Source organism: Acinetobacter sp. 197 (genome assembly GCF_048148385.1).
GTDB lineage: Bacteria > Pseudomonadota > Gammaproteobacteria > Pseudomonadales > Moraxellaceae > Acinetobacter > Acinetobacter pecorum.
The window spans coordinates 1-21665 of record NZ_JAYWZK010000005.1; the positions used below are offsets into that span (position 1 = coordinate 1).

The window sequence follows — 21665 nt, forward strand, 5'->3', positions numbered from 1 at the left end:
TGGTCTGATTCGTCTTAAAAATTACTATTATGCCTTTGCTTTAACAGACTTTTTTGTTTTTTTGTCGTGTGCAGAGATGAATTTTATATCATGCAAACAAAAATCGAGCCGATTATTGTAACGCAAAAAGGCTGATGACCCAAGAGCCATCAGCCAATTTTTGGAGCCGATTATAAAAAAACCGGCTCCTTTAAGAAATTACTTAAGAGTAACTGTAGCACCAGCTTCTTCAAGTTTTTTCTTAAGCTCTTCGCCTTCTTCTTTAGAAACGCCTTCTTTAAGAACTGTAGGTGCGCCTTCAACCATGTCTTTAGCTTCTTTCAAGCCAAGACCAGTAGCTTCACGAACTGCTTTAATTACAGCAACTTTGTTACCACCAAAAGAAGTCAACTCAACGTTGAATTCTGATTGTTCTTCAGCAGCAGCAGCAGCGCCAGGAGCAGCAGCAACAGCAACAGCAGCAGCAGATACGTTGAATTTCTCTTCGAAAGCAGAGATTAGTTCAACAAGTTCAAGAACAGTTTTTTCTGCAACTGCGTTTAGGATTTCTTCGTTAGTTAAAGCCATGAGAATAACTCCAAATGGAAATTGAATGGTGTGGAAATAAATTTAAGCTTATGCAGCTTCTGACTCGTTTTTCTCTTTGAGCGCAGTAATAAGGCGACCCAATTTCGAAATAGGAGCTTGAAGAACGTTTGCAAGCATAGTAAGCGCTTTTTCTTGGTTCGGAAGGTTCGCGATTACGCTAACTTCAGCACCTTCGTAAACTTTGCCATCAAATGCAGCAGCTTTAAGTTCGAATGCTTTGTTAGTTTTTGCGAATTCTTCGAACAAGCGTGCAGCTGCACCCATGTCGTCTTCAGAAGTCGAGAAAGCTAAGATTGTTGGGCCAACAAGGCTGTCGTTCAAGATATTGAATTGAGTATCTTGAAGAGCGCGTTTAGCCAAAGTATTACGCACGATACGTGTGTGAACACCTAGTTTACGAGCTTCAACACGAAGAGCAGTCAATTGCTCAACAGTTAAACCTTGGTAGTCAGCAACAACAGCAGCAAATGCAGTAGAAGCAACTTCAGTTACTTCAGCTACGATCTGTTTTTTGCCTTCGATAAGAAGAGCCATTGTAAAACCTCCTAATGGTGATTTATGTACTTACGCGAAGTACACTCCCAATTCGCGAGACCATCACTGGACTCACACGCGGAGGATGAACAAATCACACCACCGCGTCTACGCAGGCTGAGCTATTAAGAGCGAAGCATAAAACTCCCCTCGCCTGCGGTCTTTGACGCTGATAAATTTTCATTTATCAATTCAAAGTTTGCCTAAATTATCCCCTCTCCTTATAGGAGAGGGCTAGGGAGAGGTTTAACCCTCTTCCCGACCTTCTCCCAGAGGGAGAAGGAGACATCTTCAGGGCTTTAAAATTCTGTAATAAGTCGAGACTTACTTAGATACGTTTGCTACATCAACGATCAAACCAGGACCCATAGTTGAGCTCAAAGTGATCTTTTGAATGTATACGCCTTTAGAAGTAGCAGGCTTTAACTTTTTCAAGTCAGCCACAAGTGCTTCAACGTTTTGACGAACAGCTTCAGCAGTAAAACCTACTTGACCGATCGCAGCGTGGATGATACCCGCTTTGTCTACACGGTAACGTGCTTGACCAGCTTTTGCATTTTTAACTGCAGTTGCTACGTCAGGAGTTACAGTACCCACTTTAGGGTTTGGCATTAAGCCACGTGGACCAAGGATTGTACCAAGTTTACCTACAACGCGCATTGCATCTGGAGCAGCAATTACAACATCAAAGTCAAGGTTACCCGCTTGGATGCTTTCAGCAAGATCGTCGAAACCAACAACATCTGCGCCTTCAGCTTTAGCAGCTTCAGCAGCAGCGCCTTGAGCGAATACAGCTACACGTACAGTTTTACCAGTACCTGCAGGAAGTGTAGTCGCGCCACGAACAACTTGGTCAGATTTACGAGGATCAACACCCAGATTTACCGCGATGTCTAGAGACTCTTTGAATTTAGGAGCTGGAAGGCTCTCTAAAACTGCAACAGCTTCTTCTAGTGTGTAAACTTTGTGCGCTTCTACAGCAGACGCAATCGCTTTTTGACGTTTAGTTAATTTAGCCATGTCTTAAAGCTCCACTTCCAAGCCCATAGAACGTGCAGAACCAGCAATGGTACGCACACGCGCGTCTAAGTCAGCACCAGTTAAATCTGGTTCTTTAGTAGTCGCGATCTCTTCTAACTGAGCACGAGTCAACTTACCAACTTTAGTTTTGTTAGGTACAGCTGAACCCTTTTGAATACCAGCAGCTTTCTTAAGAAGAATAGCAGCAGGTGGAGTTTTCATGATGAATGTGAACGACTTGTCGTTGTACACAGTGATCACGACTGGAATTGGCAGACCAGCTTCAAGTTTTTGTGTAGCAGCATTGAATTCTTTACAGAATGCCATGATGTTCACACCACGTTGACCTAGTGCAGGACCAATCGGTGGAGATGGATTCGCTTTACCAGCTGGAACTTGCAGCTTGATATAGCCGTCAATCTTCTTAGCCATTTCAAATTACCTCTGGGTGCAAACGCCGGTGAAGGCTCCCCAATGATTTCAAGTAACGATACCGTTACAACAACAATGCCTGACTTATAAATAAGCCAGGCGTTTTCAACCCATACAAATTAGACTGATTTTTCGACTTGGCGAAATTCCAATTCAACTTGAGTTGGTCGGTTAAATACATTAATTGTCAGCGTTAAGCGTGACTTTTCGTACTGAACCTCTTCCACCACACCTTTAAAGTCTGTGAATGGACCGTCAATAACGAGTAATTCTTCGCCTGGTTCAAACATCGTCTTAGGACGAGGTGCTTCACCAGTATTGCGTACACGCGCAAGAATCGCATCTGCTTCTTTTTGCGTAATCGGTGCCGGTTTTTCAGCCGTCCCACCAATAAAGCCTAAAACTTTTGGACATTCTTTAACAATGTGCCAAGTATCATCGTTCATTTCCATTTCGACTAGAACATAGCCAGGAAAGAACTTACGCTCTGATTTACGCTTTTTGCCATCCTTCATTTCCACCACTTCTTCGGTAGGAACCAGGACTTCACCAAAGCTATCGGCTACAGCGCTACGCTGGATTCGATCATTAAGCGAACGCATCACTTGTTTTTCATAGCCTGAATAGGCATGAATAATGTACCAACGTTTCATAGCTCTCTTACCCGATAATAAACTTGATTAACCAGCCTAAAATATAATCAAAACACCACAGTAATATAGATGCAATGACAACAACGACAAGGACATGCCAAGATGTGGTCATGGTCTCTTGTTTAGTAGGCCAGGTCACTCGACGTAACTCGATTCGCGCGTCTTTCAGCAAGCGAATAAAGCCTTTGCCTTGATGGGTGGCGTATAATAAACCGAATGCCGCAACGATACAAGCCAAAATCACCCCAACGCGCACCCAAATATCATTTGCGGGTGCCCAGTACGCTGGTAAATATTGGTTTACCATCATTGCACCCACCAATAAAATCAAGGCGATAACCCATAGAATTATGTCTAATGGAGAACCAGAATTTACATCTACTGCAGGATTATTTCTTTGAGGAATTGCCGCTTCGCCTAATGCGTCGCGTGATTTTTCATTCGACATTTTTGTACTCGTCGTAGGTTTCGCGACTTATTATATGACCAATTTTGCCGACATCAAGCGTCTTTTTAAAAACTTGGCAGGTCAGGAGGGACTCGAACCCCCAACATTCGGTTTTGGAGACCGACGCTCTACCAATTGAACTACTGACCTGCAAAACAACAAGTTGGAGCCTAAACCCCAACTCGCCTGTCTTATTCTATGATTATGCAGTTACTTTAGCAACTACACCAGCACCAACTGTACGACCGCCTTCACGGATCGCAAAACGTAGACCTGGGTCCATTGCGATCGGGTGAATTAGCTCTACTGACATCTCAACGTTGTCACCAGGCATAACCATTTCCACGCCTTCTTTAAGCGAGATCGCACCAGTTACGTCCGTAGTACGGAAGTAGAACTGTGGACGGTAGCCGTTAAGGAATGGAGTGTGACGACCACCTTCTTCTTTAGAAAGTACGTATACTTCCGCATCGAATTTAGTATGTGGCTTGATCGCACCTGGTTTAGTCAATACTTGACCACGCTGTACATCTTCACGCTTAGTACCACGAAGAAGAACACCACAGTTCTCGCCCGCACGACCTTCGTCTAGAAGTTTACGGAACATTTCAACGCCAGTAACAGTCGTTGTTTGTGTATCACGGATACCAACGATTTCAACTGATTCGCCTACTTTAACGATACCAGTCTCTACACGGCCAGTTACTACTGTACCACGACCAGAGATTGAGAATACGTCTTCAATCGGCATAAGGAACGGAAGGTCAATTGCACGCTCTGGCTCTGGGATGTAAGAGTCAAGAGCTTCAACAAGCGCAACTACCGCTGGCTCGCCGTATTGGCTGTCATCACCGTTAAGTGCAAGAAGAGCAGAACCACGGATCACTGGAGTGTCATCACCGGGGAAGTCATAAGTAGAAAGAAGTTCACGAACTTCCATTTCAACCAGCTCAAGAAGCTCTTCGTCGTCTACAAGGTCGCATTTGTTCAAGAATACAACGATGTAAGGTACGCCTACCTGACGAGAAAGAAGGATGTGTTCACGAGTTTGTGGCATTGGACCATCAGTCGCAGCACATACAAGGATCGCGCCGTCCATCTGAGCAGCACCAGTAATCATGTTTTTAACATAATCGGCGTGGCCCGGGCAGTCTACGTGAGCGTAGTGACGAGTTGGAGAATCGTATTCTACGTGAGAAGTATTGATGGTAATACCACGTGCTTTTTCTTCTGGTGCAGAGTCAATTGCAGCGTAGTCTTTCGCTTCGCCACCGAATTTCTTCGCACATACAGTTGCAATCGCAGCTGTTAAAGTTGTTTTACCATGGTCAACGTGACCAATTGTGCCCACGTTAACGTGTGGCTTATTACGTTCAAACTTAGCCTTAGCCATGTTAATCTTCCTCGTTTACGTCGAACACAATTCTGAGTAAAACCCAGCTCCGACATATCGTTTAAAAAAACCGAACATCAAATACTTGAAAAGCAGACTAAATAGCCTGCTTTTTGGAATTTCTTTGCAACTAGAGTTGCTAAACTGTAATCTGGAGCTCTTATCGAGATTTGAACTCGAGACCTCTCCCTTACCAAGGGAGTGCTCTACCACTGAGCTATAAGAGCAAATATTAGTACTTCAATGGAGCGGGAGACGAGGGTCGAACTCGCGACATGTAGCTTGGAAGGCTACCGCTCTACCAACTGAGCTACTCCCGCACGATGTTGGTACAAACCACTTATTGAAGTCTTAAAATTGGTGGTGAGGGAAGGATTCGAACCTTCGAAACTTTCGTAGCGGAGTTACAGTCCGCCCCCTTTGACCGCTCGGGAACCTCACCATTTTTTACACTTACATCAGTGCTGTTCTTTACTTTACACTACCAAACTTCTAAGATGGTGCCGGCACACGGATTCGAACTGTGGACCTACTGATTACAAGTCAGTTGCTCTACCAACTGAGCTATGCCGGCGTTTCTTAGTGTTTCGTACGTTTCGTATCGGAACGGTGTGCAGTTTAGCAAAACTCAGAAACCATGCAAGTGTTTTTTTCAAAAAAAACCTCAAAAACTCATAAAATCAAACCATTTGATGATAATTCAACCGCTTTGATCACTGCGCGAGCTTTTATTTGGGTTTCATTCCACTCAGATTCAGGATTTGAGTCGGCAACCAGCCCTGCTCCGGCCTGTACATAGACTTTATTTTCGCGAATGACACAGGTACGAATCGCAATCGACATGTCCATTTCGCCATGCCAGCCTAAATAACCAACAGCACCACCAAAAATTCCACGTTTCACCGGCTCAACTTCGTCAATAATTTCCATGGCACGGATTTTTGGTGCGCCAGAAAGCGTACCTGCGGGGAATGTTGCTTTAAAAACATCCAGGGCGTCGACATCATCACGTACTTCACCCTGGACATTGGAGACAATATGCATGACATGTGAATAACGCTCGATCACCATTTGATCAGTCACCTGCACTTTGCCAATTTTTGCGATGCGTCCCACGTCATTACGTCCCAAGTCAATCAGCATGACATGTTCGGCAATTTCTTTTTCATCGGATAATAAGTCTTGCTCAAGCGCCAGATCTTCTTCTTTGGTTTTGCCGCGTGGACGGGTACCTGCAAGCGGTCGTACGGTGGCAATTCCATTTTCCAGACGGGACAGAATTTCCGGTGAAGAACCGACAATATGGAATGGCGTGTTGTTTTCCAAGGTCTGCCCTTGCACCAGGAACAAATACGGTGATGGATTGAGATGACGCAGCGCACGATACACTTGTAGCGGATCACCATCGAAATCAGAGACCATCCGGTGACCAGGAACGACCTGCATCACATCTCCAGCACGAATGTACTCTTTAACTTTTTCTACCGAGGCAATGAAGTTGTCATGCCCAGTAAGTGACTCAAAATGCGGCGGGGTATGTTTTTCTGCTTTCAGGCTAACCGGCGTTGCCAGAATATGCTCCAAGTCATCGAGCTGCTGCTGTGCCTTCTGATATGCTCCAGAATCAGCAGCATCGGCATGCACAATCAGAAACAGGGTATCTTTCAAGTTATCAAACACGATGACAGTTTTAGACAGCATCATCCAGATATCGGGTAATCCGACCGGATCAGCTTCCGGGACATTTTTTAACTTCGGCTCAATATAGCGCACGGCATCATAGCCAAAGTAACCTACCAACCCGCCAGTAAAACTCGGCAAGTCCGGCAATTCTGCCTGGGTAGGCACCTTAAATTGCGCCTGAAAGTCACGAATATATTGAAATGGATCAGCACAGTGCTGTTTTTCAATTGAAGCATCTGCATGCTGTACCGTCAGTTCGCCGGCATTGCAGGAAAATACGGTAGATTCACCTAGTCCAATAATCGAATAGCGTGCCCAGTTCTCCCCGCCTTCTACGGATTCAAATAAATAAGCCTGCTGATGCTGCTTAAGGCGTGCAAAAATAGAAAGTGGTGTATCGGTATCTGCCAGACGCTGACGATAAACAGGAATGAGATTATAGCCTTGTGCAGCAAGTTGCTGGAATTGTGCTTGAGTGGTCATGCGGTTTTTCTCTTTAAATTAGGGTTACTCAGTATGTAAATAGAATTGAACTGAGCGACGCCATCGAAAAACCTTACAACTATTCATTTTCTTTCCTTAGTACGCGTATTAGGCAAGTAATTCTCTAAGATCATCCACAATCTGCTGCGGCTGACAATCTGCAATATTTTCACCATGATTATAGCCATAGCTGACCACAACACAATCAATCCCGGCGCGGCGTGCGGCTTCGACATCATTGGAAGAATCGCCAATCAGCAACACCTGTTCGTTGCTTACGCCATAATGTTCGACACAGTGCAGCAACTGGCGTGGGTGCGGCTTACGTTCAGTAAAACGGTCGCCACCAATGGTATCGGCAAAATAATGGGCCATATCCAAGGTATCCAGAATACTACGAGCAGGAAGTTCAGGCTTGTTAGTGACACAAATCAGGATTTTACCTTGGGCTTTGGCCCAATCCAGAAATTTCAGGACTCCTGGAAAAGGAACGGTATCTACACAGGGATCAACATTGTAGATATCCAGAAAGGTACTTAAGAGTTCCTGATGCTGTGCCGGCGTAACTTCGCCCACCAGATGCTGGAGTACACTTTCACAGAATATCGAGGTGCCCTTGCCCACCCAGGTCCGTACCTGTTCTTCGGTCACCAGCGGCAATTGCAGCACGTTCAGGCTCATATTCATGGCGCGATACAGATCATGAGCTGAATCCACCAGCGTACCATCCAGATCGAACAAGATCAGTTCACGCTTTTCTAATTGTGCAATAGACATCCCGATCCTCTTTTATAATGTGCGCAGCCACAAAAAAGGCATGCGCTATGCATGCCTTGATTGTAACCAATCATCAGCTTATTTGAACAACAACCAAGCCATAATTGCCAAAATAATCAGCACAATCACTGAAATCAAACCAACAGATACATTTTTCTGGGTTTCTTTTTCCTGTTCTACACGTGATACAGGCTGCTCAACCGGAACTGGCGCTGGCTCAGGTTTTACTGCACTAATATCTACGTTTTCTGGAATAGGTGCCGGTTTTGGAATACCAACACTGGTTGGCATACCGTCACGGGTCAACTGTACTGAAGCATCACGCTGTTTCAGTTCCGGCATTCCCTGATCATTCATTTTCTGGGCAGGTGTAGGTTCCGCCACTTCAACCTGATCCACAACTTTTTCTGCTGTTGCTTCAATTTCTGCTGGAACCTCTACCGCAGCCACAGGTGCCAGTACCGAAAATTTCAAGCTGGCGAACTGAACAATGTCATCCTGCTTTAATAAGGTTGCCTGTTCAATCTGTACATCATTAACAAAAGTACCGTTGGATGAACCCAAATCCTGTACCCAGAGCGCACCATCTTTCAGTAAAAATGCCGCATGTTTGCGGGAGATTTCCGCAGCCTGCAATACGATATCTGCTGCCTGATGACGTCCTACCACCATGTCACGGTCAATGCTAATTTCCTGTCCTGTTAAGTCGCCTGTAATTGCGTGTATTTTCCAAGTCATGAAAGTTACTTCTCTGTTCTCTTTGACATTATCATAACATGCTGTCTACAAATGAGAATGTCTTAGCTTTTTGGTCTAAGTGTAGTTGTTGTAACGGTATTTTTACTTTTTTCCACCTGCTGGACGGGCTGTACTACTTGACGCTGAATCACAGGCTCAATCGCAACCGGCGTGACGATCACATCAGCTGGCTGCACCTGAACAGGAGCTGTCGGCACAGTTTGATAGGTTGAATTTTGTAGTGGCGTTTTGGATACTGGAATTCGCTGCTGATACACATCTTCAACACTTTCTGGCAATTTGGCAAAGTTTCCATTTGAGTCTAATGCAAGTTGCAGACTATATAACTGGCTATAGCGTTGCTGGGTCAGTCTGTGCACTGCATTTTTATCGCCCACGATAGTTGGATGGATAAAGATCAGCAGGTTACGCTTCTGGTTAGATTGACCTTCCGAACGGAACAAACGTCCAATTCCGGGAATCGCACCCAGACCAGGTACGGCCTGACGGCCATAGCGGGTATTGTCCGAAATCAGCCCGCCAAGAACAATCGTTTGTCCATGTTCAGCCAGAATCGAGGTTTTAATTGCACGCTTGCTCGTCACCAGATCCTGTGCCTGTCCTTTACTACTCTTGACATCAGACACTTCCTGTTCGACTTCCAGACGTACCGTGCCATCTTCACCAATATGCGGAACTACCTTTAAAGTGACACCGACATCTTTACGTTCAATAGTGGTATAAGGATTGACCACACCGCCAACCCCTGTGGACACTGAGCCGGTGACAAAAGGTACGTTTTCACCCACCACAATATAGGCTTCTTCATTGTCCATGGTCACAATGGAAGGTGTAGATAACAGATTAGACTTGGTACTTTCTTTCAAGGCCTGAATAATCGCTCCATACAGACGGCGCGAACCATCACTGCCTTCACGATAATCACCCAGTACCAGTGAACTGCCCGCTCCGATTGAACTTAATGCACCCGCACCGCCACCCGTCAGATAACCGGCCGCAATATTTTTCAGGCTAGTCCCAAAATTATCAAAATTAACCAGGCCAACACCACTGCTGATATCGCCCAAAGCCCACTGTACCCCAAGCTGATCGGCATCGGTGCCTTCAATTTCAATAATGGCCGCTTCAATCAATACCTGTTGACGGCGGATATCGAGCTGATTAATCGCCGATTCAATTTCCCGCATCAGTTGTGGATCGGCTTTCACCACCAGAGAATTTTGGGTCGCATCAGCAATAATACTTACCCCATTGGCATTAAAGCTGCTAATCCCACCCTGTTCATTATTCATGCCTGAATTCAGCTGAATCCCTGAAGAAGAAGTGGGGTTTCCCGTATTATTCCCGCTATTGCTATTATTTAAATCACTGCTGGAGCTGAGTAAAGACGAGCTTGATGAGGTCGTACCCGAATTTGAATTACTGCTCACCGCCTGTCCGGTCACCAGTCCCTGCAAGATTTCTGCAAGATTCTTGGAACTGGCATATTTCAGACGAAAAACCTTTAAGCCGCCTAAACGGTCTGCAGCCGGGACATCCAGGGTTTCAATAATCTGCCGCACCCGCTTGCGCGTGGTGGGATCGCCCTTGATGATGATCCGGTTGGTGCGTATATCGGCAATCACCCGTACCCGTGAGCCCTGGACATCCTTGGCCGCACCAGTTGACGTCATGGACTCAATCAGACTAATCATCTCTTCTGCCTGACTGGACTGCAAAGTCACCGCTTCAATATCATTCTGGCCTGTACCATCCAGATTCCGGACTATAGTTTCCAGCTGGTAAATATTGCTGGCGCGGTCCGATACAATCAGGGCATTGGTACCCGGTACTGCAGCCAGATGGGCAAATTGCGGCATCAGGGGACGCAGTGCAGGAATCAGGTCATTCGGATTGGTATTTTCTAGCCAGAGCACCCGAGTCACAATCTGGTCACCCCGGGCACGGCTTCGGGGATCGTAGGGAATACCTGAGTTTTTAACATTACTGTCCGGAATCAGCTTGATGGTATTGCCGGAAGGAATCGCCACTATGCCATTGACATTCAACACGCCTAAAAACAGGTCATAGACTTCATTTTTATTCAGTGCTTTATTGGAAATGACCGTCACATTGCCACGCACCCGCGGATCGACTGCGAAGTTCTTGCCAGTAATATCTGCCACTTCATTAATGAATGCAGCCAGGTCAGCATCCCGAAGGTTGATTTTCCAGGTTTGCGCATAAGCTGCCGTACTGACTACAGCCATCAGTGGTGTCGCCACACAGAAGGCCCACGCTGATCGATTATTATTAAATAAAGCCATAAACTTATGTGTTTCCTAACCCTATATGTGATGACACATCACTTAAAATCTTGTTGTATGGTCATCACCTGATCACCACGTTTTATTTCGAGTTTAGCCTGACCTTCGCGTCGGGCCTGTTCCAGCAATTGTGCTTCTGTCTGTCCCTGGCTTAAAGTTTGGCCATTCAGAGACAATATCCGGTCTCCAGGTCTCAAGCCCAGCCGATTACGCAGTGCGGCCGGTGTGCGGGCCGTCACCTCATACCCGCCTTCCGATGATGCATTTACCCCCATATTCTGTAAATACTGTTCGCGGTTTTCCTGCATCTGCTGGATTGCCCGACCAATTTCATTCTGGGGGGAAACAGTATTTTCCTGTCCTGCACCGCCGCCACCCGGAGGACTCATAGCAGGAGCTGCTTGAGCTTCAGGTATGACGGGCTGATTCAGGCCATTTTCCAGCCCTTTAAAGAAAACCTCCTGCGTCGCTCCGCCAGAACGGCGCAGTACTACCCGATCCCAGTACACCTCAGCCAGTTCCAAGCCACTGTTGCCCAGCTGATCTCCTACCCGGTACAGCTCCGCCTGATCATTGATCTTGATGACCGCAGACGAGTTATAACGTGGATTAGCGACCACCACACCTTGTAAAATGATATTCGCGACTTCCACCACGACTACACTTTGCACACTTTCCTGAAACAGAGAAAATGTACCGATATTCGGTATTTGCGGCTGTTGTGAGCCCAGCTCGACCCGCTCCAGCTGCATCGCCTGTGGAGGAGCCACCAGCAGCCAGAACAGTGCAGCCAGTTTCCAGCACAAATACAGGATCAGCAGCAGTAAAACCACAGGTGCAGCACGATTTACCTGTTTAAGGTCAATATTTTTTAAAGCTTCAAGTGAAACTGCCATCAGTTAATGCCTCCCATAAGAGGCTGACGGGTACTAATCACAAAAGTATCCAGTCCTGCTTTACCCTGATAGGATGGGGCATTCAATAAAAAGCGCTGGGTGAGCTGGATATCCAGCATCATGCCGGGATCAAGCTTGATATTCAGCATACGTTGCTCACGGCTATCGCGGACATCGAGTAGCAACTGTCCATTTTCCTCGGTCAATGTGCCGGTCAACGCGGGGATGTTTATGCGCTCCTGGCGCTGGGCAAAGGTATAAATCAGCTCGCCACCCGCCCATTGCATTTGTCCGGCCACCTGACTAAAACCCTGCTGTGGCTTATATTTAAAATCCAGATCTTTAAATTGGATTGCAGTGCTTGGCCATTGCCAGTCCGCAATTTTTTTTAAGGTTTCAGCAGCAACCTGCCCTTCAAGATTTTTCACAATAAAAGATTTATTCAGACCATAGGCCATGATCCCGGAAAGCTGAGTATTGCCACTATGTATATCCACATGTGCCCCAACTCGCAGCAACAGTAAATCCAGAGGCCGCACTTTCCAGTTCAGACTGCCCCGAAGATTACCTTTTTTCCAGTCCGCACTTCCTTGCCAGATATTTCCGTTTACATTATGCAAAGTCTGGTTATTTTTATAAAATTTTGAAATTAACCAGGCTGCTGGCACTTGTAATACCACAAAAACAAAAAATGCAACAAGAGCAAGGATCAACCATCTTAAAGTTTTCGGTTTATTGCTCATCCCCACCACGACCAATCACTCAAGTCCAAATCCTCATTTATAATTTTTTCCTTATACCTACACATTATGCACACTTTTCTCCTAACGCCAATTCATAGATATAAAAAAACCAAGCAGGGATGCTTGGTTTAATTATCATAGTCTGTCTGTATGACAGACTAATGACGAAATCAGATAGGAGCTTAGATCAGGAAATCGTCCAGCTTTGCACCTTTTTCCAGTTCTGCCACCAACCAGCGTGGTTGTTTACCACGGCCAGTCCAGGTGTCATCCGGATTGGTTTTGCTACGATAACGTGGTTCAACCGACTTGCGTGACGATTTCTTACGTTTAGATGCACCAAATTCCAGCAACTGCTCAACAGTCATACCAACTTTCTCGGCAACTGCCAAGATTTGCTGATAAGCATCTTCAATTTCCTGATCTTTTTTTAAAGCAATAAGTGATTCTGCTTCTGCTTGTAAACGTTTTAACTCTTCTACTGATAAATGAGTAATATCTGGCATAAGGCTCTCCGAAAAATAATATTATTCGTTTTGTTAAATAATAACCCCATCATATTTATATTAAATAAAACATTCAATATAAAATCTTGAGGCAACAACAATAAAGTTTAAAAAAAATTACAAATCAAAATAATTCATTCATTTTTAGATTTTATGTTGAACAGTTAATTCAATTGCTTTGATCTTTTCACGAATATAATCTGGAATTGGAGTTTTCTGCATGGTTATTTTATCTACGCAAACAATCACTGCTTCAGAAGTAGCAACAATACCCTGCTGTTTTTCACTCCATAATAGATATTGCATTCTGACTGCACTATTTCGGATTTCTTCAATACGCGCTGCAATTTTCAAATGATCAGGAAAAACCACGGGGCTTAAATAACGGCACTGATTTGAAGCGACTACTGTAATTACTGATTCATTGTTTAAATCCAATAAATTCAAATATACCAGGCGGGCACTTTCGACATAGCGGTAATACATGGCATTATTGACATGCCCCAAGGCATCCATATCACCCCATGCTATAGTTTGCTCATAAATGACTGGATATTGGTCTAATTCCGACATTATTATTTTCAAGTCTTAATTTCTATAAAGTTTACATTGGATTCAAATACTGCATTCAGCTGCTGCAGTAAGTCCTCCCGATCCTGCAAGGCAGCTTTAATTCTTAAATAACTCATACGAATATCATCGGGATATAAGTCGAGTAGTTGCTGGGCTTGATCTGTATAGCCTGTCGCTTGCAGTACATGCCACTTTGCAAAGCTTAAAATCGGCAATGCCGGATATTTCGCCTCCCAGTACGAAATCTGCTGTGCAATCGCATTATAATCCGGATTTTGCCGTAATAACTGTTGCTGGAACCACAAATAAAAAACATCCTGATTAAACTGCTGCTCCATCAAATGAATTGCAAGCACCTCATGCTCAGCACTCATTTCCGGCATTCTGAATAATAACTTCAACCATAATAATTTTATTGAATAGTCACGATCAAATATTTGCGGTTTTAAATCTAAATAACGTTGCTGTAAATAAAATAAATCTTCCTGTGTGGCTTGATCATAGGCCAGCAATAATTGTTCAAGCCATATTTTTTTTACTTTCTGGTCTAAATGTCCGTATTGGGTCGAGCGTAAATATAACCAGGGAAACTGTATGGCAAATACCCCCCATAACGCAACAAGACGCTGTTCATAGGCTGATTTAACCTGAATTAACCAAGGTGATAATTCATGCTGATTTAAAAACTCTAAATGGGTGAGTGCTTGTTCACCTTGTTGTTGTGATAAATAAATTTCAATCCGCTGCAATTCTGCCAATTCAAATGCCATTGGGCTGGACTGATTCAATGCAGTTAATGCCTCATTATACTGCTGCTGCCCCCAAGATAAACGTGCATCTATAATATGCTTGAGTAAGCCCGATTTACTAAAAGACTGCTGAATAAAATCCCGCTGATCCTGTGCAGCATTTAATAACCAGATAACTGCCAGTTGTTCATAAGGATGTAAGCGGGAAAAACTAAATACTGTTTCCGTCTTACGCTGTTCACGATTGCGATATTGCTTGATGGCATACCAGATGCACTGTATCAGAAAACTTACGCTCACCAGGGATGCGGCCAAAAACCAGACCGTGGTCTGCAGCTGCCATTCACGCCAATATAGATAGACATAGCCAGCCCCATGTCCATAACTGAGGATACTTAGCCCAGCAATGCCAAGTAAGCATATAAATAAATAGGCCTGCAGAATCTGTTTCATAAGCAATTAGCCCACTAGGGTGCGTGTGTTCAATAATGGAATCGGAGTGATCGGTGTCGCCTTGATCTGTTTCAGCTGCTGAATCCATTGCTGGCTCTGCGCATCTGGTAATTGCTCCAAGACCTCAATCACCGCATTCAGTGCCTGCTGAAAAGCGACAGATTGATCTTGCTGCAAGGCACTCTGTGCAATAAGCAAACGTAGCTGGGCTTCTTTAAGCACCAGATGCCGTTGCATCAAGACTGTACTTGGCTGATCTGCAGATTCGATCTGAATCCAGCGCTGCCAGAAAGAACGTTGAGACACTGGCGGTTGACGATATGGCTTCTGAATTTCCTTTTCAATTTCAGCATCCATCTTCACCAAAACTTCTTTTAATTTGCCTTGCTGCACCAATCGGTTATTCACGAATTTTTTCAGCATGTCTTTATCTTTTGCAATCACTTGCTGCAAACTGCTCACCAAAGCGGGCGCCAGAACATAATCATCCAACTCATTGGATAACTGATTTAATTTTTCAATGGCGGTGGCATATTGTTGCTGTTGCAATGCAAATTCGATCAGGTCCAGATGTTGCTGTACCAAGGCAATATCATTCTGCATTTCAGCCGCTATCGGCTCCCCTGCGGGTGCTTTTGCTGCAGTGACTCCAGTCTTTTCCTGCTGAGCAGAAATCTGGCGCTTTAAAGCCACGAACTGATCATTAAGCATGGCATTTTGCTGCTGTAACTGACCAATACTCTGCTGCAATTCAGTCTGTGCTGTATTCAGAACATGCAGGTCATAGCTAAGCTTGACGAGCCACGACAAACTTAAGATGAACAATACAATGAATAGTTTCTTCATGCGTTCCCTAATATCAGCCCCATTTTCTGCAAGATTGTGTTTGCGTCTAAATCATCGATTTGTACGAATTGAAAACTTGCCTGATGCTGCTGTTGATATTCCCCAAGAATAGCGGCCAAACGTGGCCCCAAAACCAAATAACAGGCTCGCTGTATAAACTCCGCATCCTTTTGCAGGAGTGTCAGCCAGTTTAACCAGCTCGCTTCACTGGTGATCAGCACCGCAAAATGCTGCTGTGCCTCAAGCAATCCCAGGTTCTCTGCCAGAGTTTTTGCCGCCGTTTCAGGACATTGCCGCCGGTACAAAATAAAGTTTAAAACTTTAATATTGCTGGCACGTAAATGATCCATCATAAATTGACGGCCACCCTCTCCGCGCCAGAAAGCCACACTCGAGCCAACAGCCAGCTGTTTCAGCACCGGCAATTGCAACATACCTTCCGAGGTTTCAACTTCTGGTACATCACTGTGAATACCGTATCTCGCTAGTGCGTCTTCAGTGGCCTTACCCACCGCAACCCAATGTACCTGCCCCAGAGCCGATAACTCAACGCCCGCCTGTTGCAAATATTGCATGCCAATTTTGGCCGCCGTCGGGCTGACTACCACAATAATCTGTACCTGTTCCAGCTGCTGATACAAGTGCAACAGCTCATCGGAATAAGGCATGGCATGCAGCTCGAGCAGAGGCAACTCTAAAACAGCAACCTGTGCTGCCTGTAACTGCTGGGTCAAGCCTATAGCACGGTCACTGGGACGGGTATTAATCAATAACATCAGTTTGAATAAAGTGTTTTGAGCAACTCGCCAGCACCTTGATCAAGCAAGTCTTTTGCCAGCTGTATCCCCAATTGTTCGGCATCCGCAATTTTCCCAGTCTGCTGTGCTCGAAGCAAAACTGCTCCATCGATACTGCCTACACGACCTTCGATTGAAATCACACCCTCTTTGAGCGTGGCATAACCTGCAATCGGCACCTGACATCCGCCTTCCAGATAGGCATTAAAGGCACGTTCGGCACGTACGCAAGCATCTGTATCTGCATGCAGGAGTGGCTGAATCAAGTCCAGCACTGCCTGATCATGAGTACGACATTCCAGGCCCAGCGCACCTTGACCCACGGCCGGTAGACTGATTTCAGGAGTCAGGGTATGACGAATACGTTCTGCCAGACCTAAACGTTTTAAACCGGCACTGGCCAGAATAATCGCATCATAATGGCCTGCATCCAGTTTGGACAAACGCGTGCCGACATTGCCGCGCAGATCGATAATGTCCAGATCTGGACGCTGTTTTAAAATCTGGGTTTTACGGCGCAAACTTGAGGTTCCCACTTTAGCTCCGTGTGGTAATTCATCAAAGCTGGCATAAGTATTTGACACAAAAGCATCCAGTGGATCTTCACGTTCACAGATCACTGCCAGACTTAAGCCTTGCGGCAAAGCCATAGGAACATCTTTCATGGAATGTACGGCGAGATCTGCACGACCATCCAGTAAGGCGGCTTCTAATTCTTTTACAAACAGTCCTTTTCCACCAATTTTGGCCAGTGGCGTATCGAGAATTTTATCGCCCTGTGTAACAAAAGTGACTAACTCGACCTGCAAACCAGCGTGCAAATCTTGTAGGCGCGCACGGATATGTTCCGCTTGCCAAAGCGCAAGTGGACTTTGTCGAGTTGCAATTTTTAGGGTCTTCATAAATTTCAATAGCAGTTAATGAGAACAATAGTCTAAACTTAACCTGCTCACTTGAAAATGCAAGTGAATTTATACAAGTTTCAACTGAATGCTCTCACTTGCCCCCTGCTAAAGCTTTTGAATCCGGTCTCTTAAGAACGGTAAATGTCGCCGGCTCACTGCTAAACGGTCGTCCAGTTCACGACAACGTACCTGATACTGACCTGAACTCACCACTTCCAGACCATCCAGATAATGCACCGAGATCAAGGCATTACGATGAATCCGGATAAACTGGTCCCCAAACTCCTGCTCTAGCTCCTTTAAGGTTTCATCAATCAGTACACTGCCATTTTTATGACGTACAGTGACATATTTCTGATCTGCCAGAAAATAATAGATATTTTCAACTGGCACCAATTCCACACCACGATAGGTCTTTGCCGCAATCTGCTGGCGGCTGATATTGATTTCTTCCATATTTTCTTTTTGTTTTAGTTGGCTCATTTGAGCTTGGGTAAGTTTAGTTAAGTGCTCTAAAACCTGTGCCAATTCCTGTTGCATCACCGGTTTAAGCAAATAGCCTTCGGCATTTGATTTAAATGCATCCAGCGCATGTTGGTCATAAGCCGTACAAAAGACAATGGCCGGCATTGGATCCAGTTGACGCAAATGTTGCGCACAAGCCAGTCCATTCATTTCAGGCATTTGAATATCTAATAAAATGACATCGGGTTCGTATTGGTGAGCCAGATCAATCGCCTCACGACCATGGCTTGCTGTCGCCACCACATCATGCCCCAGCTGAGAGACCAACCGTGATAAACGCTCGACGGCCAGAGGCTCATCATCACAAATCAGGATGTCCATTTCTCCTCCTTCCCCAGTTAACATTATCAAATCAATGATAAAGCCAACTGCGATTTCTTTGATTTATTTTTATTTATATTGATATCGCACTACCGTCGTAAACATCCCTTCGCCGGCAAAGGTCTGAAAAGTCACACTGGATCCGTAATAAGCTTGCAGACGCTGTCTGACATTTTCTATTGCAATACCATGTCCCTTTTTTAAAGTTTTATTATCCTGTGCATAAGGGTTGGTTATGATGATATTAATTTGATTTTGCAATATTTCAACCAATATGCTTATGGTACTCTTTGTGAGAATTTTTTCAACTCCATGGAAAATACTATTTTCTAGCAAGGGTTGTAAAGTTAATAATGGAATTTGAACTTGTGAGTATAAGTCTTTGTTTTCTAACTTCCATTCTACCTGTAAGCGCTCACCTAGACGGATCTGCTCAATCTCCAGATAACGCTGGCACAAATCAATTTCCTCCTGCAGGCTGACCAGTTTTAACTCCTGAAAACTGGCGCGAAACAGCCGTGACAAATTCAACAGCATGTGCTCGGCTTTATCCGGATCAATACTGATCAGACTGAGCACACTGTTCATGCTATTAAACAAAAAATGCGGCTGAATCCGCGCCTGCATGGCCTGAATCCGGGCATTCAGCTCGCTATGTTGCTGCTGCTCCCATTGCTCACGCAAATAAAGATAGCGAAAACAGAAAGTTCCCAGCAAAATCCCCAGACTTAAATGTAACCCGACCTGATCCAGCGCAATCGCCAGGTTTAAATCCTGAAAATTAAAATTCTGCCCAAAATGTATCAAAATATTCAGATTCACCGTAGTGAGCAGTACAATTGCCTGTAACAGTAAAAATCCGGAAATTAACGCCAGCTTAATGCCCATACGCTGAAAGGCTTGATGGAACAATTCTACCAATGCTGCAAAACATAACAGCACCCAGTTGATATACAGGATATATTGCAGCAGGTGCATTCCATTCAAAGCCTGCCAAGACTGTGCTTCTGCGAGTGCTAAAATCATGGCCAGAATATTGCCGCCAACAAAGAGTTCCAGCAAATAGTGCAAATTGCCGATCTGGCTAAAAAAATAGGAATTTTGCGTTTGTTCGTTCATCGATGCGAAAGATTGAGCAGATGTGACTTCGGCAATGGGCTTTGAATTTGTTATACTCTTTTTCGTTCTACTGCTTTTAATCTGATTGAGCCGACATGACCACATCTTCTAATTCCTCTAATCCATCACACGCCCAGACTTCGGGTATGTGGGGCGGTCGTTTCTCTGAAGCGACTGATGCTTTTGTTGCTGAATTTACAGCATCTGTTCAATTTGACCAACGTTTTTATAAACAAGATATTGCAGGCTCGATTGCGCATGCAACCATGCTGGCAAAAGTAGGCGTACTGACCGATCAAGAACGCGATGACATTATTGAAGGTCTGACTGCAATTCAAGCCGATATTGAAGCAGGCAAATTCGAATGGCGCATTGATTTAGAAGATGTACACATGAACATTGAGTCACGCCTGACTCAGCGTATCGGTATTACTGGTAAAAAATTGCATACTGGTCGTAGCCGTAATGACCAGGTAGCAACAGATATCCGTCTTTATGTGCGTGATGAAATTGATGCGATCTTAGAATTACTGAAAAAATTACAAAAAGGTATTTTAAGCCTGGCAGCTAAAAACACCGACACCATCATGCCAGGGTTTACTCATTTGCAAACTGCACAGCCAGTAACTTTTGGCCATCATCTCATGGCCTGGTTTGAAATGCTGGTACGTGATTCAGAGCGTCTGATTGATTGCCGTAAGCGTGTCAACCGTATGCCGCTTGGTTCTGCTGCACTTGCGGGAACGACTTATCCAATCGACCGTGCTTATACTGCTGAACTGCTAGGTTTTGAAGCGGTTGCTGAAAATTCTTTAGATGCAGTATCGGATCGTGACTTTGCAATTGAATTTAATGCTGCTGCATCTTTAATCATGATGCACTTGTCACGTATGTCTGAAGAACTGATTCTATGGACTTCGGCGCAGTTCAAATTCGTCAACATTCCAGATCGCTTCTGTACTGGCTCTTCCATCATGCCGCAGAAGAAAAACCCGGATGTACCTGAACTGGTACGTGGTAAAACCGGTCGTGTCTATGGCGATTTGATGAGCCTGCTAACTTTAATGAAAGGCCAGCCGCTAGCCTATAACAAAGACAACCAGGAAGATAAAGAACCATTGTTTGATGCCATTGATACCGTTCGCGGTTCACTCATGGCATTTGCCGACATGATTCCTGCGCTGGTTCCAAACATTACCGAAATGCGCGAAGCAGCATTACGTGGTTTCTCAACTGCGACTGATCTGGCTGATTATCTCGTGAAAAACGGCGTGGCTTTCCGTGATGCACACGAGATTGTAGGTAAAGCGGTTGCACTCGGCGTTCAGGAAGGTAAAGATCTCTCTGAACTTAGCCTTGAACAACTGCAACAGTTCTCTGACCTGATTCAGGCAGACGTATTTGAAAAAGCCCTAACCCTTGAAGCTTCGGTGAATGCCCGTAATCACATTGGTGGTACTGCACCTGCTCAGGTGGAAGCTGCGATTGCACGTGCTTACACTCGCCTAGAAAACCTTTACGCTTAAGGAAGACCGATATGTCTCGACAAGTATTTTGCCGTAAGTATCAACAAGAAATGGAAGGCTTAGACTTTGCACCCTTTCCGGGGCCAAAGGGTCAGGAACTGTTTGATAACGTGTCGAAACAGGCTTGGCAAGAATGGCTAAAACACCAGACCACGCTGATTAATGAAAAGCGTTTAAATGTGTTTGAACCTGATGCGAAAAAGTTTCTTGAAGAACAGCGTGAAAAGTTCTTTAACAATGATGAATCATTGGAAAAAGCCGAAGGTCTGAAGCCTGAGGCGTGATTTAGCGGAGCACTGCTCCGCCACGCCGCAAGACAAGTAGCTATGCTGTGCGTAGGCTTTAATTTAAAAGAATCCCTCATCTTTGGGGGATTCTTTTTTATATGTTGCTTTAAAAATTACGCAAGACAAGCGCTGAAAGCGCGCGTAGGCGTTAATCAAAAAAGAGTCTCTTTTGAGACTCTTTTTTATTCTTAACATGGCCTTTTTTTCTATAAACCAGGCGAAGTGCGCAGTATTAACAGTTAAAAAATCCTGTTACAGGCTTTTTTCTCTTGATCTCCAGACTACTCCGCTCCCCACAATATCAACCTTCAAAATGTATGTAGGCTTTACGCTGGAAAGATTA

The 21665-nt window shown here is 44.8% G+C and carries 23 protein-coding genes and 5 tRNA genes; 2 read left to right on the forward strand and 26 right to left on the reverse strand.

What is annotated here, in order from left to right:
* Positions 1 to 198 precede the first annotated feature (198 nt).
* From rplL to VXQ11_RS06365, 26 genes are all read right to left on the reverse strand, one after another.
* Positions 199 to 567 (reverse strand): 50S ribosomal protein L7/L12, encoded by a 369-nt coding sequence (gene rplL, locus VXQ11_RS06240; RefSeq protein ID WP_159123444.1) that lies wholly within the window; start codon positions 565 to 567, stop codon positions 199 to 201.
* 48 nt (positions 568 to 615) lie between these two features.
* Positions 616 to 1122: a 50S ribosomal protein L10 gene (gene rplJ, locus VXQ11_RS06245; RefSeq protein WP_416705682.1), complete on the reverse strand. Its 507-nt coding sequence runs from the start codon at positions 1120 to 1122 to the stop codon at positions 616 to 618.
* A gap of 324 nt (positions 1123 to 1446) precedes the next feature.
* Positions 1447 to 2142 (reverse strand): 50S ribosomal protein L1, encoded by a 696-nt coding sequence (gene rplA, locus VXQ11_RS06250; RefSeq protein WP_064094974.1) that lies wholly within the window; start codon positions 2140 to 2142, stop codon positions 1447 to 1449.
* A gap of 3 nt (positions 2143 to 2145) precedes the next feature.
* On the reverse strand, positions 2146 to 2574 hold the full coding sequence (rplK, locus tag VXQ11_RS06255) for a 50S ribosomal protein L11 (protein ID WP_004813566.1): 429 nt from the start codon (positions 2572 to 2574) through the stop codon (positions 2146 to 2148).
* A gap of 119 nt (positions 2575 to 2693) precedes the next feature.
* Positions 2694 to 3227: a transcription termination/antitermination protein NusG gene (gene nusG / locus VXQ11_RS06260; RefSeq protein ID WP_064094975.1), complete on the reverse strand. Its 534-nt coding sequence runs from the start codon at positions 3225 to 3227 to the stop codon at positions 2694 to 2696.
* Between the two features lie 7 nt (positions 3228 to 3234).
* Positions 3235 to 3675: a preprotein translocase subunit SecE gene (secE, locus tag VXQ11_RS06265; protein WP_064094976.1), complete on the reverse strand. Its 441-nt coding sequence runs from the start codon at positions 3673 to 3675 to the stop codon at positions 3235 to 3237.
* A 74-nt stretch (positions 3676 to 3749) separates the two neighbouring features.
* Positions 3750 to 3825: transfer RNA gene (locus VXQ11_RS06270), tRNA-Trp, on the reverse strand.
* Between the two features lie 52 nt (positions 3826 to 3877).
* Complete coding sequence (gene tuf, locus VXQ11_RS06275; RefSeq protein WP_064094977.1) at positions 3878 to 5068, reverse strand: elongation factor Tu; 1191 nt, start codon at positions 5066 to 5068, stop codon at positions 3878 to 3880.
* 152 nt (positions 5069 to 5220) lie between these two features.
* Positions 5221 to 5295: transfer RNA gene (locus VXQ11_RS06280), tRNA-Thr, on the reverse strand.
* 17 nt (positions 5296 to 5312) lie between these two features.
* Positions 5313 to 5388, reverse strand: a tRNA-Gly gene (locus VXQ11_RS06285).
* Positions 5389 to 5426: 38 nt separating this feature from the next.
* Positions 5427 to 5510 (reverse strand) — tRNA-Tyr (locus VXQ11_RS06290).
* A gap of 56 nt (positions 5511 to 5566) precedes the next feature.
* Positions 5567 to 5642 (reverse strand) — tRNA-Thr (locus tag VXQ11_RS06295).
* Positions 5643 to 5740: 98 nt separating this feature from the next.
* Positions 5741 to 7234 (reverse strand): anthranilate synthase component I, encoded by a 1494-nt coding sequence (gene trpE, locus VXQ11_RS06300; RefSeq protein WP_416705683.1) that lies wholly within the window; start codon positions 7232 to 7234, stop codon positions 5741 to 5743.
* A 108-nt stretch (positions 7235 to 7342) separates the two neighbouring features.
* Entirely contained in the window at positions 7343 to 8011 is a 669-nt protein-coding gene (locus VXQ11_RS06305; RefSeq protein WP_144724835.1) for a phosphoglycolate phosphatase, read from the reverse strand.
* Positions 8012 to 8089: 78 nt separating this feature from the next.
* Entirely contained in the window at positions 8090 to 8749 is a 660-nt protein-coding gene (locus VXQ11_RS06310) for an FHA domain-containing protein (RefSeq protein ID WP_064094980.1), read from the reverse strand.
* 62 nt (positions 8750 to 8811) lie between these two features.
* Positions 8812 to 11076: a type II secretion system secretin GspD gene (gene gspD / locus VXQ11_RS06315; RefSeq protein WP_416705684.1), complete on the reverse strand. Its 2265-nt coding sequence runs from the start codon at positions 11074 to 11076 to the stop codon at positions 8812 to 8814.
* Positions 11077 to 11114: 38 nt separating this feature from the next.
* Positions 11115 to 11972 (reverse strand): type II secretion system protein N, encoded by an 858-nt coding sequence (locus VXQ11_RS06320; RefSeq protein ID WP_416681156.1) that lies wholly within the window; start codon positions 11970 to 11972, stop codon positions 11115 to 11117.
* A complete protein-coding gene (gspN, locus tag VXQ11_RS06325; RefSeq protein WP_064102646.1) occupies positions 11972 to 12715 on the reverse strand; it encodes a type II secretion system protein N in 744 nt (247 codons plus the stop codon). The genes VXQ11_RS06320 and gspN overlap by 1 nt, the downstream gene beginning before the upstream one ends.
* Positions 12716 to 12897: 182 nt before the next feature.
* Positions 12898 to 13221, reverse strand: coding sequence for an H-NS family nucleoid-associated regulatory protein (locus VXQ11_RS06330; RefSeq protein ID WP_416681158.1), 324 nt, complete (start codon positions 13219 to 13221; stop codon positions 12898 to 12900).
* Between the two features lie 144 nt (positions 13222 to 13365).
* Positions 13366 to 13794 (reverse strand): acyl-CoA thioesterase, encoded by a 429-nt coding sequence (locus VXQ11_RS06335; RefSeq protein WP_416705685.1) that lies wholly within the window; start codon positions 13792 to 13794, stop codon positions 13366 to 13368.
* An 8-nt stretch (positions 13795 to 13802) separates the two neighbouring features.
* Positions 13803 to 14996, reverse strand: coding sequence for a hypothetical protein (locus VXQ11_RS06340; protein WP_064102644.1), 1194 nt, complete (start codon positions 14994 to 14996; stop codon positions 13803 to 13805).
* A 6-nt stretch (positions 14997 to 15002) separates the two neighbouring features.
* Complete coding sequence (locus tag VXQ11_RS06345; protein WP_416681161.1) at positions 15003 to 15842, reverse strand: hypothetical protein; 840 nt, start codon at positions 15840 to 15842, stop codon at positions 15003 to 15005.
* Entirely contained in the window at positions 15839 to 16618 is a 780-nt protein-coding gene (locus tag VXQ11_RS06350) for a uroporphyrinogen-III synthase (RefSeq protein WP_416681163.1), read from the reverse strand. The genes VXQ11_RS06345 and VXQ11_RS06350 overlap by 4 nt, the downstream gene beginning before the upstream one ends.
* Positions 16618 to 17541 carry a hydroxymethylbilane synthase gene (hemC, locus tag VXQ11_RS06355; RefSeq protein WP_416681164.1) on the reverse strand — a complete coding sequence of 308 codons (924 nt, stop codon included), beginning with the start codon at positions 17539 to 17541 and terminating at the stop codon, positions 16618 to 16620. Before hemC ends, VXQ11_RS06350 begins: the two co-directional genes overlap by 1 nt.
* 108 nt (positions 17542 to 17649) lie before the next feature.
* Entirely contained in the window at positions 17650 to 18390 is a 741-nt protein-coding gene (locus VXQ11_RS06360) for a LytR/AlgR family response regulator transcription factor (RefSeq protein WP_064094990.1), read from the reverse strand.
* 69 nt (positions 18391 to 18459) lie between these two features.
* The gene (locus VXQ11_RS06365) at positions 18460 to 19614 is read right to left on the reverse strand and encodes a sensor histidine kinase (RefSeq protein WP_064102641.1); all 1155 of its coding nucleotides are present in this window, start codon (positions 19612 to 19614) and stop codon (positions 18460 to 18462) included.
* Between VXQ11_RS06365 and argH the strand changes: the two genes are divergently transcribed.
* Positions 19605 to 21035, forward strand: a complete 1431-nt coding sequence (gene argH / locus VXQ11_RS06370; RefSeq protein ID WP_171486390.1) for an argininosuccinate lyase — start codon at positions 19605 to 19607, stop codon at positions 21033 to 21035. The genes VXQ11_RS06365 and argH overlap by 10 nt on opposite strands.
* Positions 21036 to 21046: 11 nt before the next feature.
* Complete coding sequence (locus tag VXQ11_RS06375) at positions 21047 to 21319, forward strand: oxidative damage protection protein (protein ID WP_064094993.1); 273 nt, start codon at positions 21047 to 21049, stop codon at positions 21317 to 21319.
* Positions 21320 to 21665 lie beyond the last annotated feature (346 nt).